The following is a 16,661-nucleotide window of genomic DNA, read 5'->3' as shown; positions in this document are numbered from 1 at the left end:
AAGGTAATGGGGTGGATGTGACTGCGAGGACCGGAACGGCCGTCGAACCAACCGATGAACCAGCCGGCGAGCCGGTTAGGGCGCTGACCGGTATCGACCTGCTGGCCCCGACGTGGGGTCGGAGTGTTCCCCACGACCAGTTCGATCGGCTCCGCCGCGAGGCGCCCGTGTATCGACATCACGAACCGGACGGCCCCGGCTTCTGGGCGATCACCAAACACGCGGACGTGCGACGGGTCAGCCACGACTGGAAGACCTTTTCCAGTGAACTCGGCGGCACCTTCATCCCCACTGCCGACGAGGAAACCCTCGCACAACTGCGTCTCACCATCCTCAACATGGACCCGCCGAAACACCACCGTGCGCGCCGGTTGATCTCGAAGGCCTTCACCCCGCGCATGATCTCGAAACTCACCGAGGACATCGAGGCGCGCGCCGAGCTGGTCATCGACGAGGTGATCGAGCGGGGTGAGTGCGAATTCGTCGAGGAGATCGCCGCCCAGGTCCCGGTGCAGATGATCTGCGAGATGATCGGGCTCGAACGCGAGCTGTGGCCCCGCATGTTCGAGATCTCCAACGACCTCATCGGCTCGCGCGACGACCCCGAGTACGCACACGTGAATTCCAATGAGGCCTCCGCCGAGATCTTCATGTTGTGCGATGCCGTAGCCGCCGATCGCCGGGTCACTCCCCGCGACGACCTCATGACCGCCCTGGTCCACGCGGAAATCGACGGAGAGCGGCTCGACAACACCGACCTCAACCTGTTCTTCGTCACCCTCGTGGTCGCCGGCAACGAGACCACCCGCAATCTGATCAACCACTCACTTCTCGCTCTGCTCGATCACCCCGAACAAGCCGAACAGCTGCGCAGCCAACCCGAGCTGTGGCAAAGCGCCGTGGAGGAAATGCTGCGGTGGGGTTCGTCGATCCACAACTTCCGCCGCACCGCCACCCGCGACACCGAGATCCGCGGGATGGCGATCGCTGCGGGCGACAAGGTGGTCCTCTATTACGCCTCGGCGAACCGCGACGAGGAGGTCTTCGAGGATCCGCATCGCTTCGACATCACCCGCACGCCGAACGATCACGTCGCATTCGGCGGAGGCGGTGTGCACTACTGCCTCGGGGCGAGCCTGGCGAGGGCAGAGATTCGCGCCACCATGAGACAAGTCGTCGAACGGCTTGTGAACATCGAACTCACCAGTGCCCCCGAACGACTCGAAAGCGACTTCGTGAACGGCATCAAACGCATGCACGTACGTTGGTGACCGGGGCGGCACCCGGCCGTCCACGCGACCTCTCAAGCAGCGCCACCGGCACACCCCCGCCGGCCGGTAGCCTTGCCCCATTCCCGAGACGAGGTAACTCCGTGAGCAACCCGCTACTCAATGACAAACACTTCAACGATCCGGCCCAACGCAGCGACACCGCCGCGCGCGGCACGATCGATGCCCAGTGGAACCAGAGCTATGACCAGCTCGCCCACGGCACCCAGGCCGCCACCACCACCGGGGCGATGACGATGGGCGGCACCGTCAGCGCAACGTTGGTGCTGTTCGCATTCGCCATCGCCACCGCCGTCTACGGCTGGTCGCGGGTGAGCAGCGAATTTCTCGGCTTCGACGCCACCGGCGCACGGGTCTACGGCCCGGTCGGGTCGATGGGCTGGCTGTTCGGCCCGATGATCGTCGGCTTCGGCCTGGCGATGGTCACGTCGTTCAAACCGCACCTCGCCAAGGTGCTCGCCATCCCCTACGCCCTCGCCCAGGGTCTGCTGCTCGGGTTCATCTCGCACTACTACAACATCGCCTACCCCGGCATTGCGGTAACCGCCGTGCTGGCCACCGCCGGCGTGTTCGCCGCCATGTTGGTGCTGTACGGATTCCGGGTGCTGCGCGTCACGCCTCGCATGACCAAGGCGGTCATCGCCGCCACCTTCGGAGTGCTCGTCGTCTACCTGGTGAACTTCGTCGTCGGGCTCTTCACCAGCGGGCCGTCCATGCTCGCCGGATCGGGTCCGGTCAGCATCGCGGTCAGCGTCATCGTCGTCGGGATCGCCGCGTTCAACCTGTTGTTGGACTTCGACTTCATCGAAAAGGGCGTCGCCAACCGCCTGCCGAAGGAATACGAGTGGTTCGCCGCCTTCGGTTTGATGGTCACCATCATCTGGCTGTACCTCGAGTTGCTGCGCCTGCTGTCCAAGCTCCGCGACAACTAGGTCGACGCCCCACCGGCCCCCACATTCGGCGTTTTGTAGGTACTTTCTGCGGCCAGGACCGCAGAAAGTACCTACAAAACTGTAAAGCGGGCGGGGGCGGGCAGTCGGGGTCAGTCGGGGTCAGTCGGCGAACTCGTCGTTCGGGTCAAAGTCGGCCGACGGCAACTCCACCACGAACGATGCGCCGCCGAGGTCGGAATCTTCGACGAAGACCCGGCCGCTGTGGGCCTCGACGACCCGCTTGGTGAGCGCCAGCCCGATCCCAGCCCCGCCCGCATCGCGGTTGCGGGCCTCCTGCAGGCGGGCGAAGCGCTCAAACACCTTCTCGCGCAACGCAGGGTCGACCCCTGGGCCGTCGTCTTCGACGCACAACCGCACCCATGGCCCCTTGGTGACCAGCGAGACCCGCATGCGTTCCTGGGCATGGCGTTCGCCGTTGTCGATGAGGTTGCGCACCACGCTCATCAGTTCATCGCGCACCCCATAGACGCGTCCGGCGAGCACCCCGGAACGATCGATCGTCACCCGGCGCTGCCGCGACAACTGCTCGTGGATGAGTTCGTCGACGTCGACCTCGCCGAGGTGACGGCGCTGCCCCTCTTCGATGCGGGCGAGTGCCAACAGATTGTCGACGAGCGCCGAGAGGCGAACGTCCTCGGCCAGCACCGTGCGTCCCACCTTCTCCCAATCGGTGTCGTCGGGGCACATGAGCGCTGTTTCGAGTTGTACCCGAATCGATGCAACCGGCGATCGCAACTCGTGGCTGGCGTCGGACACGAATCGCTTCTGAGACTCCGAGGCTTCTTGGAGCCGATCCAACATGGCGTTCATCGTGCGGGCGAGCTGGCCGATCTCGTCGTCGGTCTGAGGCACGGGGACCCGCTGATCGAGGGTCGTCGCCGTGATCTCCCGGGCACGGCGAGTGATCGCCTGGACCGGACGCAACGCCTGGCCGGTCATCATCCACGCGGAGAGCGCGACCGCGGCGATCAACGAGGGCACGGCGAAGGTGAGTGCCCCGCGAACCTGATCGACGGTGCGTTTCACCTCCTCAAGGGACCGGGCGACACTCAACACGATGTTGCCACCGGGCGTCGGGATTTCCACACGACTCACGACGTATTGCTGTTCATCGATGCGGCTCGGAAGCACTTTGCCCCACAGCGGCACCTCCTCGTCGGTCACGACTCGCTTGATCCGTTCGAGCACCGACATGTCCTGCGAAATCTGTGCGCTTCCGGCGCCCTGCACGTAGACGAAGCTGTTGTTGAGTCCCTCGCGCAGGATCTCGGCCTGTGCCGAATCCGAAATGCCGTTCAGAAGTTGGGAGATGTCCTGGGCGGCCAACGCATCGAGGTCTCCGCTGGCCACCATTTTTCCCAACGTGTGAACCATGGCGTCGTTGCGCGCCCGAACGTCGCTGACCAGCGCGGATTCAACCTGGCGGATCAGACCGGCCGAGGCCAGCAACAACGCTCCGGCGAAGATCACCGACACCGCGAAGGTCAACCGGACGCGGACCGAACCGAAGAGGCGACGCGGGGCCAGATACGCCAAACGACGCTGGACCCGTGAGGCCCAACGGTTCGACAACAGTGGCGCCTTCGGAGGCGGCGGAGCCTCGCCGGCGGCTGGCACAGCAGGTGGCGCAGCAGGCGGATGAGCAGGCGGCCCGACCGAGGCTACAGACGGCCCTGCCGAGACTGCAGCGCCACCCGTCTCGCCCGTATCGGTCACGGTCGGCTCCGCGCTACTTGGGCAGCGGTGAGCCGAGCCGGTAGCCCTCACCGCGAACGGTTTCGAGATCGGATCGGCCAAAGGGGCGGTCGATCTTGCGGCGCAGATACCCGATGTACACCTCGACGACGTTCGGGTCGCCTTCGAAGTCTTCGCCCCACACCCGATCGAGGAGGTCGGTTTTGCTCACAACCTCACCGCTGTGGCGCATGAGCGCCTCGAGCAGCGCGAACTCGCGGGGTGACAACGAGATGTCGCTGTCGCCGCGACGCACGGTGCGAGACACCGGTTCGAGGGTGAGATCGTCGAACTCGAGCGGAGCAAGATTGGCGTCGCTGCGACGCCGGGCCAACGCACGAAGCCTCGCGACGAGCACCACGAAGCTGAACGGCTTGGACAAAAAGTCGTCCGCCCCGGTGTCGAGCGCCTCGGCCTCGTCGTATTCCCCGTCCTTGGCGGTGAGCATGAGGATCGGAGTCCAGATCTCCTCCTCACGCAAGGTCCGACACACCCGGTACCCGTTCATACCCGGCAACATGATGTCGAGCACGATCAGGTCGAACTTTGCGCCACGCGCCAACTCGAGACCCTCGAGGCCGTCGTTGGCGACGGTGACCTCGAATCCTTCAGCGCCGAGCCCACGGGCGACGGCATCCGCGAGTGCGACCTCATCTTCGATGACCAAGACCTTCACGGGTCCATTCTGTCGGATGAACCGCCGAGAATCGTTCCAAAGCGATGAGGCACCTCACAGCAGCCCTGACCGAGCGAAGTCGACCCACTCAGTCGTAGGTGGCTTCGACCCACCATCGCTGCGCCTCGAGGGTGACCAGATGGGCTGCGCCAGCCTCGGTGCACACCTGAAAGCGGGCACGCCGGCGATGCCCCTGTGCGTCCCACCACCGCTCGTCGACCAGCCACGGCCCCGACCAGGCCACCACCGGTTGCCAGGGCCCCGACTCGATCGACAACCGAGCCGGGTCGCCGCTTCGTCGCCCTCGACGGTCGATACGCACGAGCGCGCCGGCGTCGTCGACCACCTCGGCCGGTCTCGGCTGAGACCACACGAGCGCCGGCGGCGGGTCGGGCAGGCTCCCCGGCCAGGGCTCCGGACCGGGCTCGGCGAGTTCGAAGGACTCGTCGGCCGCGACCCCGACCGTGTCGACCGGCACGAGTTGATACCGCTCCCCCGGCGCCCGACCTCCCTTCCACTCGGCGACCTTGACCGAGTCGGATCCCAACACCGCCTGAACCCGGGCCAACCCGCCGCGGGCACGAATCGACGCGGCATCGGCCCCACCCCAGAACCCGAGTTGACGTCCGACGTCCGCGACCACCTCGGTCGGACGAACCCGCAAGCGAACGAGCGCGCCGGCGCCGCGGGATCGCCGCCCCTGGGTGCTGGTCAACCAGCCGTCGAGTTGCCAGCGAACCCGTTGGGCGACCGCGGTCGAGCTCAACGTTGCGTCGTGGCGCCACCGTCGTTCGATCACCTGCCCGTCGGTGGTCGTCGCCTCGATGATGATGGCGACCGCCGCCAACCCACGCCCGCCGAGACGCTCGTGGAGATCGTCCGCCAGCATTTTGGCCACGAACGACGCCTGATCGACCCGTTCGATCGGCGGGTCGGCCTCGTGGACGACGTCGAGATCGACCGGGGGGTCGACCAGATGGGGCGGGCGCAGGTCGAGCCCCCGAGCCAACCGCTGAGCCCGCTGCCCCTCCGAACCGAACCGCGCCAACACGTCGCGTTCCGGCAGAGCCCCGAAGGACCCCAACGTGGTCAACCCCAGGCGCCTCAACACCTCCACCAGCTCGGGACGGCCGAGGGTGTCGATCGGAAACGGGGCGAGGAACTGCGGGGTCTCACCGACGTCGACCACGATCGCCGGCCCGACACCAGGCGCAGTCCCGTCACCAGGCGCAGCACCCGGCTCGCCAGGCGCTCCCGCGTCACCATCGAGTTCCGCAGCGGCCCTCGCGGCGAGGGTGGCACCAAAGGCTCCGTCGGCGATCCCGACCCCCACGGCCGTCGGCAGGGCGAGTTGGCCACGCACCACTCGGGCCACCTCCTGTGCCAGTGGGCCGTCGCCGCCGAAATACCGGGCGGGGCCACGGCTCGGAAACAGACACGAACCGGGCCGGGTGATCTCGATTCGCGGGGTGATGTCGTCGAGCGCGGCGACGATCGGTTCGTAGGCCCTCGCCTCGCGTTCGGTGTCGCGGTCGAGAAGTTCGGCCCGTGGGCACAGCCGTTGCGCCTCGCGACGGCGCATTCCGGCCATCACCCCCAAAGCCCGGGCCAACGGGTTGGTGGCGACCACCCGATTCGCCCGCATGACCACCACCGCGCGGCCATCGCCGCGTTCCATCGCCATGGCCGGCCAGTCGGCGCACCACACGACGACCGTGCGTGTCGGCTCATCGGAAACTGCCATGACGGCTCGTCACCCCGCTGCCCGAAGCCGCCGATTCGCCGGCGCAGCGGATGTCTCCGACGCCGACGCTGACGCCGATACCGACGTCTCGAAGGCACCCTCGAGCACGGCCAGCGCACCGTCGGGGGCGATCGACAGCTCCACCCGGCGTGGTCGAGCCGCGCCGCGGCGCCCCACCGACGACACCGTCACCTGTCGCCGCCCCAACATCCCGGCACCCGCCCCGAGTCCGTCCCATGTGGTGGTGTCGACCTGCAGGGTCAGTTCCGCCTCGGTCGGCCAACGGAACCGGCGGCGACCATCGGGAACCGCCACATCGATCAGCACCGCAGCGCGTTCACGACTTCGTGCCACCAGCCGTCGGGCATCGGCGGCGCTGACCTGATGGGTCGGGTCGACCACCACGAGGTCGAAGGCGTCGACCAGGGCCGCCACCACGGTGCCCCAGCGAGACACCGGAGGTTCGTCGACGACGATGCACCGTTGGAGTTTCCACCCGGCACGCGCCGCAGCGGCCCACCCCCACGACTCCCCACCGACCACCGCGATCCACGATCCTTCCCGGGAGGCCTCAGCCAACGTCGCCATGCACAACGAAGAGGCTCCAGCCCCCCGAATGCACAACCGACTCCCCCGAGCCACACCGCCGAGGGGAAAGAGGTCACGCATCGCGGCGGGTACTGGCAGGGTCCGCTCTGCGGCGAGCACGGTCGGCCGGATTCGTTCGACGATCTCCGCCAGCGCCGGGGCCGGGCGCTCGACCTTCAGCGGGGAACGCACCTCGCCCACGGCCCCGCCGCGATCACCGCCGTGAACACCGCCGTGAACACCGCCCTGATCGCTGTCGTCGAACTCCGACTCGGGTTCCGGGTCAGGCTCGTACGCGAACGGGTCGAAGGAGCTGAGAACTGCCATTCGGCAAGTATCGAACGTTCGTTCGCCTCACCGCAAGTGGAACTTCGATCCGAAGCGATGCAGCCCTATGCGTCTTCGGTGGGAAACGCCGGGACCGCGACCCCCGGCCGGTAATAGGTGTACAGGTCTTCGATGAGCTCCTTCACCCCTACGGTGTCGGACCCCTTGGCCGGGTCGATGGTGATCACTGAACCGTTCACGTGCACCGCGTCGACACCGCCGCGCTCGAAGATCCGACGGGCCAACACGTCGGCAGGACGGTTCCCCAGGATCTCCTGACCTGCGACGTATCGCTCGTGGCCGGTTCCGGTGAGCATGCGATTCGTTTCGTAACGAACGGCACCACCGGCCTTGGACTTGGATTCGATGACGCTGACTGGCTGTCCCATAGCGCCCGCGATCGTAGTCGCTCGCCTCAGCACAACGCCCAACCTGCGGGCGCCCCCACGGTCGAGGCAATCAACCCAGACGGTCGGCGGAGAACGTGTCGCAGCGATCGGGATCGCCGGAGTCGTAGCCCGTGGTGAACCACTTCTGACGCTGTTCGGCGGTGCCGTGGGAGAACCCCTCAGGGTTGACCCGGCCGGTGGCCTGGCGCTGGAGGGTGTCGTCACCCACGCCCTCGGCGGCCGAGAGCGCCTCTTCGATGTCGCCGTCGTCGAGCCGCTTTGTCGGATCGGCCTGTCCTCGTTCGTATCGACTGTGCGCCCAGACCCCGGCGAAACAGTCGGCCTGCAACTCGGTTCGCACCGACAGCCCCGTCGCTCCGGATCGGGCTCCCGGGTCGCGCTGTTCGGCCTTGGCGACCTGATCCATCACTCCGAGTTCGTTCTGCACGTGGTGGCCGACCTCATGAGCGATCACATAGGCCTGAGCGAAATCGCCCGGGGCTCCGAAGCGCGAGGCGAGCTCCTCGAAGAACGACAGGTCGATGTAGACCAACTTGTCGGCGGGACAATAGAAGGGGCCCATCGCCGAATCCGCACTGCCGCATCCGCTGCGCACCGCACCGCTGAACAGCACCATCTTCGTGCGGTCATAGGGAATCTTGGCCGCAGCGAACTGTTCTTCCCAGAAGTCGTTTGAATCGGTGACGACGACGTTGGCGAACTCTTTCAGTTCACGATCGGGATCGCTCGCCGGGTCGATCGACACATCGGCGGCGTCGCCGTTCGCTGGCATCGCCTCCATCCCGTCGAGGCCGGGAAGGTTGTCGAGGCCCAGCCCCGACAGGTCGATGCCCGAACCACCGCCACCTCCGCTGAGCGCCGGGATCAAGAAGGCCGCGACGAGCGCGATCACCACGCCGGCAAGGCCGCCTTTGGCCTTCCCACCTCCGAGGATGGAACCGAGACCACCGAGGCCACCACCACCGCTCGATGCGGCACCGCGCCGATCGATGATGTCACCGGTGTCGGCTTCCTTCGGATCCCACTCCATAACCTTTTCCTCCTGCTTACGGCGTCCTGTTTACGGCCTCGCCGCCGGTGCCCCTCATCGACCCAGCGCGCCGGTCCAACCTACGTGCCCGTCACACTCTGGCGGAGGGAGTCGCACCGGCTGACTGCGATTTCTCAGCACCCCGCCCGAACGCCCCGACGCTTCGAGCGGCCCACCAAGCCAACCCCACCGAAACCACACCGAGCACCGCATGCACGACGATGAACGAGACGTCGTAGTCGCGAGCGGCGATGAGTACCACCTGCACACTCCACAACGCGATCGTGACGCCCGACGCGACGGCGACCACGCTTCGGGCGACCGACTCGGTCATCGGGCGTACCGCGACGATCGCGACGGCGATACCGACGGCGACGAAGACCACCGCCCGACCCGCCGACCACGCCAGGTCGAACCCTTCGAGATCGTCGTTGGCGATGTTGACGAGCCGCTGGGCCCATACGAACAGCGTCCAGACGGCGAACACGGCGACCGCAAGTGATCGACAACGGAACATGGAGGGCAGCGTAGTGGGGCGACGGGCCGTGGCCCCTACCGGCACGTTTCGACGGTTTTTCTCACAATCACTTCAACCGATCGTCTCACTGTGGGAAACTCGCCGACCATGACGACGCTTCCTCCCCCTGACGCCCCAGCCGTGTTCTGGATCGACCCCCACGGGCAACAACAGGGACCCGAACCGCTCAACACCGTGATCGAACGCATCGCGTTTCAGCAGATCCCGTCGACGACACCGGTGTGGTGGCAGGGTGCCGCCAACTGGATCGCCTTCGACTCCGTTGCCGAGTTCGCCGGAGCGCTGCAACAGCGCCTCCAACCAGCGGTCCCAGCACCCGCCCCGACGCCATCCGCCGATCCGGCGGCGACGCTCGATCCCGGGGGTACCCAAGAGAGCGCCTCCGCATTCGCCGCCGAACCCACCATCGAACCCACCATCGAACCCGCCATCGAGACGACCCGGTTGTTCGACGCCGACGCAACCATCCAGGACCCCGCCGCTTCGGGGTCCTCCTTCGGGTCCTCACCCGTCGCCGAGCCGGTCACGACCGGACCGGGCCTGTTCGAATCTCCCGATCTGGCCCCCGTCGATCTCGACCCGATCGTGCTCGCCGACCCCAACCCCGTCTCAGCATTTGGGGCACCGGTCGACGCAGTGCCGGTCGACGCAGTGCCGATCATCGAACCTCTCGCGGCAGCCCCGATCGCTGAGCCGGCGACTGAACCTGTGATCGAAGCGATCGTTGAACCGACCAGTTCGTCGGCCGACAGCGACCTCGACGCCGTGTTCTCCGAACTGCAGGCCCGGGCCCAGCCCTTCGTCGACGAACAGACCCGTGTCGCCGCCCTGAACGACACCTTGTCTGCGATGGTGCGCACCGCCGCCGAGCACCTCGGCCATCAGGTCGTTGCCCACGACGAGTCCAACGGCTACCACATGTTCGGATTGCGCGACGCCAGCGGCACACCGTTCTCCCTGGCCGTCACCCAGGTTCCGTACGCTGACACCGTCGCGGAAGCCGTCGCCCGCCCCGTCGGTGTGCACGTCGACCGTGGCGGTCGCGCCTCGGCGTATCTCTACCTCGGCGACTACCTCGACTCGATGGATCAGGCGCTCCTCGACCGCCACATCGCCGCGATCATCCACGCGGCTGGCCGCTGAGCAGCACGGTGCGGTGCGCTGCAGGTCGCTGAGCAACCGGCCACTGGTCGGCGCTCAGGACCTCGCCGCGGTGATCAGGACCCGTCGCGCACCGCGCCACCGGCGGGATGCAGCGCAGGGTGGCGCTCCGATTCCGGCAGGTCGGCCCAGGCGTCGTGGGCGACGTTCAGTTGCATCACCCCTGACACGTCGCCGATGCCCATCGCCCGCACGGTCACCGACTTCGCGGGTCGGACCCATTCGGGAATCGAATCGCCGATCCCATAGGCCAAGATCTCACCCGGGGCCGCCGCCTCGCACAGCCTCGCGGCGAGGTTGACCGCCCGCCCGATGTAGTCGTCGCCCTCGAACAACAGCACCGGCCCCGCAGCAACACCTGCGTGGATGTCGAACTCGTCGTTGAGGAACCGAAGTTGCAACTCGGCCACGGTGGCCACGATCGGTCCGGCGGAGGTCCCCACCAGCATCACCCCGTCCCCGAGCCATTTCGCCACGCGGGTACCGCGGCGGGTCGTGACGTCGCGGGTGGCGGAACGAAACCGCGCCAGCAATTCGGTGGCGGCATGCGCACCGTTTTTGTCGGTGTAGTTCGTGAATCCACACAGGTCCACGAAGGCGAACGCCCGGTAGATCGCCTGGTTCAGCTCTACCCACTCGGGCACCGGACGCTCGATTCCGGTGCCTTGGGGCGCGATGGCGGGAATCTGCGAGGTTGACGAGGCGGCCACCGATCCGGCCGTTGTTTCGTCGGTCGGTCGGCCTGCGCCGTTCACCGGATGGCCTGTCGCGCCGCGCAACGCGACGAGCGCCTCGTCCCCGGCGGCCTCCCCGGCGGCCTCCGTGGAGCCCCTGGACCCGTCGATCGGCGATCCATCGGGCCCCAGATTCGACGCGTCAGCCCGCGTGAGGCGACGCATGGCCCGCTGCACCCCGTCGAAGGGGGCGGCAACGGCGGGACGCACATGGGCGGAGGGGCGTTGGGTTCGATTCGACATGACACTTCGATCGTTTCATGGACTGCTTACTCCTGCAAGCATATTGCTTACCCGTGTGATTGCGCGCGCACCCGACAGACCGATGTTCAAGAGGCCGTCGCTCAAGCGGCCGTCGCTCAGAACAGATCGAACTCGTACTGCTCGGCCGCCTCGACGGACCGACGATGCTGAGACGTCCACGCCAGACCGTCGACGAAGGCCCACGACCGTCGATGAATCGACGACACCCCGTAGCCGTGCAGGGCCTCCTTGTGGCGCGGGCACGGGTAGCCCTTGTTCGTGTCGAAGTGGTACCACGGGAAATGCAGCGCCGCCTCGCGCATCAGTCGATCTCGGGTGACCTTCGCCACGATCGAGGCAGCGGCGATCGACAACGACAACCGGTCCCCCTTCACGATGGTTTCGGTCCGGGTCAGCCCGTCGGGCCCTCCCTCGATGAAATCCCACGGCCCGTCCACGAGCGCGACCTCGACCGGACGGTCCAGAGCGACGAGCGCACGGCGCGCCGCTAGCTTCTGCGCCGCCGACATCCCGAGTTCATCGCATTCCCGTGCGCTCGCATGGCCCACCGCCCAGCCCTCGCACCACGAAACGATGCGCTCATAGAGGACCTCACGCCGCGGCTCGCTCAACATTTTGGAATCGCGGATGCCATTCACCCGGCGGTCGCGGGCCACGATCACCGCCGCGATCGTCAGGTTCCCAGCCCACGCGCCGCGGCCGACCTCGTCGAGGCCGACCACCGTGTCGACCCCGGCCTCCCAATGGTTGCGCTCAAAGTTGAGGCCGGGTGCGGGGGTCTTGGGCACCGACGACCGGCCGTTCAGATCTTCGGAAACACGAAGTCGTTCGACGGGTGCTCGACGAGACCGCCCCGACGCAACAGCCCCGCATACGCGGCCGAGGCCGACTTCGCCTCGTGACAGACCTCGTACACCTGGGTCGAGATCGGCAGATCGATGCCGTACTCCTCACCGAGATCGAGCACCACGGGCGCCGTCTTGACCCCCTCGGCGACCATGTTCATCGAATCGATGATCTCCTCGATCGTGCGCCCTCGGCCCAACTGTTCGCCGACGAAGCGGTTGCGGCTCTGCGGCGACACGCACGTGGCCAAAAGGTCGCCCATCCCCGCCAGCCCCGCAAAGGTCAACTCGTTGCCGCCCATCGCCACCCCGAGGCGGCTGAGTTCGGCAAGTCCCCGGGTAATGACCGCGGCGCGGGTGTTGTCTCCGGCGCCAAGGCCGTCGGCCATGCCCGAGGCGATGGCGATGACGTTCTTCAACGCTCCCGCCAGCTCGCAACCGATGACGTCGGGGTTGGTGTACACCCGAAACATCGCCGTGCTGAACACTTCCTGGAGCCTGGCGGCGACGACCGGATCGTGGGTGGCCAACACCGAGGCTGCGGCGTCTCCGGTGAGGATCTCCTTGGCCAGGTTCGGCCCGGTGAGCACCGCCACGGGGTGACCGGGCAGCACTTCGTTGGCGACCTGGCTCATCCGAAGCCGCGTGCCCTGTTCCAGGCCCTTGGCCAGACTCACGATCGGCACCCAGGCACGGATGTGTTCAGCGACCTGTTCGAGTGTCGAACGCATGGCCTGGGACGGGACTCCCATCACGATCACATCCGCCTGTTCGACCGCCTCACGCAGGTCGGTGGTCGCCCGCAGTTTCGGATGAAGGTCGAGGCCGGCGAGATACCGACTGTTGTGATGCGACTCGTTGATTTCTGCCACCGTGGCGGCATCTCGCCCCCACAGGATCGTCGACACGTTGTGCGCGGCCAGGCTCGCCACCGTGGTGCCCCACGAACCACCGCCGATTACTCCCACCGTGATGCGCATGGGCTGGTCTCCCCCGTTGTCGTTTGGCCAAACACCCTACGCGCTCGGGTCATTCGACTGGCGACGGCGGGGCGGTTTCGTTCTAACCTCGTGACGATGTCCCCCGGCATTCTCGCTCTCGTACCCATCCGATCACTCGACTCGGGCAAGACGCGACTCGCGTCGAGCCTCGACGAGGACCAACGTCGAACGCTGACGCTCGCGCTCGCCACCTCGGTGCTCGACGTCCTCGCAGCGACCCGTTCGGTCGACGTCGCGGTCGTGACCTCCGACGACGACGTCGCCCGCTGGTCGCGGGATCAGCGCACGGTTGCGCTCGCCCCGCCGAGCGAGGGGCTCAACGAAGCCGCTGCGTTCGGCCTCAACGAGGCCGCCGATCGCGGCTATCGCCACGCCGCGATCGTGCACGCCGATCTCGCCTACCCCGCCGAGTTGGCCACACTGTTCGACACCGTCGCCCAGAGCGATCACGGTTCGTCGCTGTGGCTGGCCCCCGACCGAGACGACAAGGGCACCAACGTCCTGGTCGTGCCGACGCAGGTCGCAGAGGTGTTCCGATTCGGATACGGGCCCGACTCGGCCACACATCACCACCGGGAAGCCGAGTCGCACGGGTTGCAGGTTCGCCGATGGACCACCGGGCGCCTCGGCATCGACGTCGACGTCCATGGCGACCTCGACGTCATCGACCTCACCCGATTGAACGCCGGCGAGAGGCCCGTCATCGAACACAGCGACGACGCCCACCTCGTTCGCTGACCAGGGGCCTCGACGAACGCCGTGGCCTGGTTGTCGAGGCGCCGCGAACGACGAGCCGCCCTGGCGGAGGGCTTCCGCGACGAGTGGCGCGCCGCGATCGATGACTGGTTCGAATGGCGCAGCGGATTGGACCACGATCAACGAAGCCGCCACGAGGCGCTGATGATGCGCCTGATGTTCGAGCGACGCTGGGAGGCCGGCTCGGGGTTCGAACTCGACGACGAGGTCCGCCTGGTGATCGCCGCGCTGGCCGCGCGGATTGCCATCGGGTTGCCCGATGATCCGTTTCGCACGGTTACCTCGATCCTCGTTCAGGCCGACGACGTGCGCATGACCGGCGAGTTCGAACAGGTCGCCGGCATCGTGAGCGACGAGGAATCGTGGGTGTCCGGACTGTCCGATCCCACCGGCCCGGTCATGTTGTCGTGGGACGCGATCTGCGAGGACCTCGACTATCCGGGCGACGGACGCAATCTCGTGTATCACGAATTCGCTCATCAACTCGACCAACTCGACGGCCACAGCGACGGTGTGCCCCCGATACCCGATGCGGCGGCCCGGACGCGATTCATCGAGGTGTGCACGGCCGCCTACGAACTCGCGGTTCGCGGTGAGGGGGCCACGACCCTCGACGAATACGCAGGGGTGAACCCCGCCGAGTTCTTCGCCGTGGCCACCGAGGCGTTCTTCGATGCGCCGATGACGCTGCGCGGCGAACATCGCCAGCTCTACGAGGTGCTCAGCGACTACTTCGGACAGGACCCGGCACAGCGACCGGGCGCCGCGAACTGAGGGCTACGATCGCCGCGATGCACGCCGCGTCGCACCCCACACCTCGCCCGACTCCGCTCGACCCGCCCGCCGTCGCGTTGGCCATCGCTGCGCACCCCGACGACGTCGAGTTCTGCGCCGGGGCGACGCTCGCCCGCTGGGCACGTCACGGCACGGTCGTGCACCACCTCATCTGCACCGACGGGTCGAAGGGCACCTGGGATGCCTCGGCCGACATTGCGGCCCTCGTCGAACGTCGCCAGGCGGAACAACGCGCCGCGGCCGCCGCGCTCGGGGCCACCGGCGAGGTCGTGTTCCTCGGTGAGGTCGACGGCGAGTTGCGGTCGACCTCGGACACGGTGGAGCGCGTCTGTCGGGAGATCCGACGACTTCGCCCCGATGTCGTGTTGGCCCACGATCCCTGGAAGCGGTACCGGATCCACCCGGATCACCGCGCCGCCGGGTTCTTGGCCATCGATGCCGTGGTGGCCGCACGCGATCCCCATTTCTTTGCCCAGCAGGGTTTCGCCCACCATCGACCCGAAGCGCTGCTGTTGTTCGAGGCCGACGAGGCGAACCACATCGAACCGGCCGACGAGCGCTCGATCACGGCGAAAACGACGGCACTCGAGGCCCATCGCAGCCAGCTCGAAACCACGCACTTCTACAAACTCGACGATGCCGCGGCGAGTACCGCTGCTGATGCCGAGGCGGCAGCGATCGAGACGGCCCTAGCCGGGTTTCGTGAGCGGGAGCGTTCGAAGCTGGCTGAGGCCGGCGCTGCGTTCGGGGTCGATTACGGCGAGGCGTTTCACCTCATCGTCGACCAGCTCTGACGCCGCGTCGACCAGCCTTGGCGCCGTATCGGCGTTATCCGCCGTCCGAGGAGGAATCATCCGGGGAGGAATCAGGAGCGGAGCCCGATCGTCCCCGTGGAGCGGAGGTCGTCGTCGGCGGTTCGAAGGTGGCCGGCGGCAGGCTCTCGAGGGTCTGATCGACACTCGAGGTCGGCGACGGCTCTGCGATGTTGACCCGGGTGGTGGTCGTCACATCGGTCGGCATGGGTTGTTCGCCGTCGATCGCCACCGTCTCGGAGAACTGATCCGGGGCGAGTCTGGTCAGGATCTTGCGTTCGACGTTGTCCATCAACGAGGAATAGGCCTTCTCCGGCCCAGCGTATTGCAGCGCCACGACCACATTTCCGACCTGGAAGAACGTGACGACCTGACTCATCCCGCCGCGAACCGGTGTGATGGTGCGGGTCACATAATCGAGGCGGAGGGGGACGTCTCGGCGGGTGTTGGAGATCTCCACCTCGGTCCGTTCGCCGTTTTCGACCTTGAAGTACCGCCCGCCCTCACAGTCATCCAGCAGGCTCGTCATCTGGGAGACGAAACGCCCGGCCGTGGTGGTGTCCTTGGCCCGGACCGCCTCGCTCAGCACCATGGCGTTGTTGGTCTGGTCGACAAAGGCCCGGGCGGCCCGGGCCCCCGGATCGGAGTCGAGGGTGACGCTGCCCCCGCAGAACTCGGCGCCGACGAGATCGATCAGCGCGACCAGGTCGGGTGATTCGGAAAACGAGGATTCCAGGTCGCTTTGTTGCACGAGCGCGTCGGACAGGTCGATTCCGGTGAGCGCCGATTGGTCCAGAACCACGGCGTTGTCGGCCCCGATTTCGAGTCCCCGCAGCGGGTAGCCGATCGCGAATCCGGCGGCCACCCCGGTGCCCACGAGGATGATCGCGAGCATCACCAGGCGCGTCATGTTCGCACCGGCCAAGCGCAGGCGGCGCCGCGACTTCGACGCACGAGGCGGTGACGGCGAGTGACCACTCGGAGTTGAGCCCATAGTGAGTGCC

The 16,661-nt window shown here is 67.0% G+C and carries 17 protein-coding genes; 6 read left to right on the top strand and 11 right to left on the bottom strand.

Annotation, left to right across the window (positions count from 1 at the left end; translation table 11 throughout):
* Positions 1 to 17: 17 nt before the first annotated feature.
* Positions 18 to 1,271, top strand: coding sequence for a cytochrome P450 (locus M9952_02930; protein ID MCO5311871.1), 1,254 nt, complete (start codon positions 18 to 20; stop codon positions 1,269 to 1,271).
* Between the two features lie 101 nt (positions 1,272 to 1,372).
* On the top strand, positions 1,373 to 2,221 hold the full coding sequence (locus M9952_02925) for a Bax inhibitor-1/YccA family protein (protein MCO5311870.1): 849 nt from the start codon (positions 1,373 to 1,375) through the stop codon (positions 2,219 to 2,221).
* A gap of 120 nt (positions 2,222 to 2,341) precedes the next feature.
* Here M9952_02925 and M9952_02920 read toward each other — a convergent pair whose 3' ends face one another.
* From M9952_02920 to M9952_02890, 7 genes are all read right to left on the bottom strand, one after another.
* Positions 2,342 to 3,814, bottom strand: a complete 1,473-nt coding sequence (locus M9952_02920; protein MCO5311869.1) for an ATP-binding protein — start codon at positions 3,812 to 3,814, stop codon at positions 2,342 to 2,344.
* A 157-nt stretch (positions 3,815 to 3,971) separates the two neighbouring features.
* A complete protein-coding gene (locus tag M9952_02915; protein ID MCO5311868.1) occupies positions 3,972 to 4,652 on the bottom strand; it encodes a response regulator transcription factor in 681 nt (226 codons plus the stop codon).
* A gap of 88 nt (positions 4,653 to 4,740) precedes the next feature.
* Positions 4,741 to 6,396 carry a DNA polymerase Y family protein gene (locus tag M9952_02910; GenBank protein ID MCO5311867.1) on the bottom strand — a complete coding sequence of 552 codons (1,656 nt, stop codon included), beginning with the start codon at positions 6,394 to 6,396 and terminating at the stop codon, positions 4,741 to 4,743.
* A gap of 9 nt (positions 6,397 to 6,405) precedes the next feature.
* Entirely contained in the window at positions 6,406 to 7,311 is a 906-nt protein-coding gene (locus M9952_02905) for a hypothetical protein (GenBank protein MCO5311866.1), read from the bottom strand.
* 65 nt (positions 7,312 to 7,376) lie between these two features.
* Positions 7,377 to 7,700 (bottom strand): hypothetical protein, encoded by a 324-nt coding sequence (locus M9952_02900; protein ID MCO5311865.1) that lies wholly within the window; start codon positions 7,698 to 7,700, stop codon positions 7,377 to 7,379.
* A gap of 70 nt (positions 7,701 to 7,770) precedes the next feature.
* A complete protein-coding gene (locus M9952_02895; protein MCO5311864.1) occupies positions 7,771 to 8,751 on the bottom strand; it encodes a zinc metallopeptidase in 981 nt (326 codons plus the stop codon).
* Positions 8,752 to 8,842: 91 nt separating this feature from the next.
* Positions 8,843 to 9,268 carry a hypothetical protein gene (locus M9952_02890; protein MCO5311863.1) on the bottom strand — a complete coding sequence of 142 codons (426 nt, stop codon included), beginning with the start codon at positions 9,266 to 9,268 and terminating at the stop codon, positions 8,843 to 8,845.
* A gap of 108 nt (positions 9,269 to 9,376) precedes the next feature.
* On the opposite strand from M9952_02890, the gene M9952_02885 reads away from it, so the two are divergent.
* Positions 9,377 to 10,432, top strand: coding sequence for a GYF domain-containing protein (locus M9952_02885; protein MCO5311862.1), 1,056 nt, complete (start codon positions 9,377 to 9,379; stop codon positions 10,430 to 10,432).
* Between the two features lie 74 nt (positions 10,433 to 10,506).
* On the opposite strand, the gene M9952_02880 is transcribed toward M9952_02885, so the two are convergent.
* From M9952_02880 to M9952_02870, 3 genes are all read right to left on the bottom strand, one after another.
* Complete coding sequence (locus M9952_02880; GenBank protein ID MCO5311861.1) at positions 10,507 to 11,427, bottom strand: adenylate/guanylate cyclase domain-containing protein; 921 nt, start codon at positions 11,425 to 11,427, stop codon at positions 10,507 to 10,509.
* A 116-nt stretch (positions 11,428 to 11,543) separates the two neighbouring features.
* On the bottom strand, positions 11,544 to 12,236 hold the full coding sequence (locus M9952_02875; protein MCO5311860.1) for a ribonuclease HII: 693 nt from the start codon (positions 12,234 to 12,236) through the stop codon (positions 11,544 to 11,546).
* Between the two features lie 14 nt (positions 12,237 to 12,250).
* A complete protein-coding gene (locus M9952_02870; protein MCO5311859.1) occupies positions 12,251 to 13,273 on the bottom strand; it encodes an NAD(P)H-dependent glycerol-3-phosphate dehydrogenase in 1,023 nt (340 codons plus the stop codon).
* A gap of 96 nt (positions 13,274 to 13,369) precedes the next feature.
* On the opposite strand from M9952_02870, the gene cofC reads away from it, so the two are divergent.
* The 3 genes from cofC to M9952_02855 are packed head-to-tail and all read left to right on the top strand — an operon-like array spanning position 13,370 to position 15,639.
* Positions 13,370 to 14,032 (top strand): 2-phospho-L-lactate guanylyltransferase, encoded by a 663-nt coding sequence (cofC, locus tag M9952_02865; protein MCO5311858.1) that lies wholly within the window; start codon positions 13,370 to 13,372, stop codon positions 14,030 to 14,032.
* Positions 14,033 to 14,053: 21 nt separating this feature from the next.
* Positions 14,054 to 14,824, top strand: coding sequence for a M90 family metallopeptidase (locus tag M9952_02860; protein ID MCO5311857.1), 771 nt, complete (start codon positions 14,054 to 14,056; stop codon positions 14,822 to 14,824).
* 17 nt (positions 14,825 to 14,841) lie between these two features.
* Complete coding sequence (locus M9952_02855) at positions 14,842 to 15,639, top strand: PIG-L family deacetylase (GenBank protein MCO5311856.1); 798 nt, start codon at positions 14,842 to 14,844, stop codon at positions 15,637 to 15,639.
* A gap of 34 nt (positions 15,640 to 15,673) precedes the next feature.
* Here M9952_02855 and M9952_02850 read toward each other — a convergent pair whose 3' ends face one another.
* Positions 15,674 to 16,567 (bottom strand): hypothetical protein, encoded by an 894-nt coding sequence (locus tag M9952_02850; GenBank protein MCO5311855.1) that lies wholly within the window; start codon positions 16,565 to 16,567, stop codon positions 15,674 to 15,676.
* Between the last annotated feature and the right edge of the window lie 94 nt (positions 16,568 to 16,661).

The sequence above is a fragment of the Microthrixaceae bacterium genome, from assembly GCA_023957975.1.
Lineage (GTDB): Bacteria > Actinomycetota > Acidimicrobiia > Acidimicrobiales > Microtrichaceae > JAMLGM01.
Note: the sequence above shows the minus strand (reverse complement) of the source record. Positions and strands in the feature narration are given on the sequence as shown.

Coding starts and splice junctions, on each gene's coding strand:
- M9952_02910 (MCO5311867.1), bottom strand. CDS start 6,396: ATGGCAGTTTCCGATGAGCCGACACGCACGGTCGTCGTGTGGTGCGCC.
- M9952_02905 (MCO5311866.1), bottom strand. CDS start 7,311: ATGGCAGTTCTCAGCTCCTTCGACCCGTTCGCGTACGAGCCTGACCCG.
- M9952_02900 (MCO5311865.1), bottom strand. CDS start 7,700: ATGGGACAGCCAGTCAGCGTCATCGAATCCAAGTCCAAGGCCGGTGGT.
- M9952_02895 (MCO5311864.1), bottom strand. CDS start 8,751: ATGGAGTGGGATCCGAAGGAAGCCGACACCGGTGACATCATCGATCGG.
- M9952_02890 (MCO5311863.1), bottom strand. CDS start 9,268: ATGTTCCGTTGTCGATCACTTGCGGTCGCCGTGTTCGCCGTCTGGACG.
- M9952_02885 (MCO5311862.1), top strand. CDS start 9,377: ATGACGACGCTTCCTCCCCCTGACGCCCCAGCCGTGTTCTGGATCGAC.
- M9952_02880 (MCO5311861.1), bottom strand. CDS start 11,427: ATGTCGAATCGAACCCAACGCCCCTCCGCCCATGTGCGTCCCGCCGTT.
- M9952_02870 (MCO5311859.1), bottom strand. CDS start 13,273: ATGCGCATCACGGTGGGAGTAATCGGCGGTGGTTCGTGGGGCACCACG.
- cofC (MCO5311858.1), top strand. CDS start 13,370: ATGTCCCCCGGCATTCTCGCTCTCGTACCCATCCGATCACTCGACTCG.
- M9952_02855 (MCO5311856.1), top strand. CDS start 14,842: ATGCACGCCGCGTCGCACCCCACACCTCGCCCGACTCCGCTCGACCCG.
- M9952_02850 (MCO5311855.1), bottom strand. CDS start 16,567: ATGACGCGCCTGGTGATGCTCGCGATCATCCTCGTGGGCACCGGGGTG.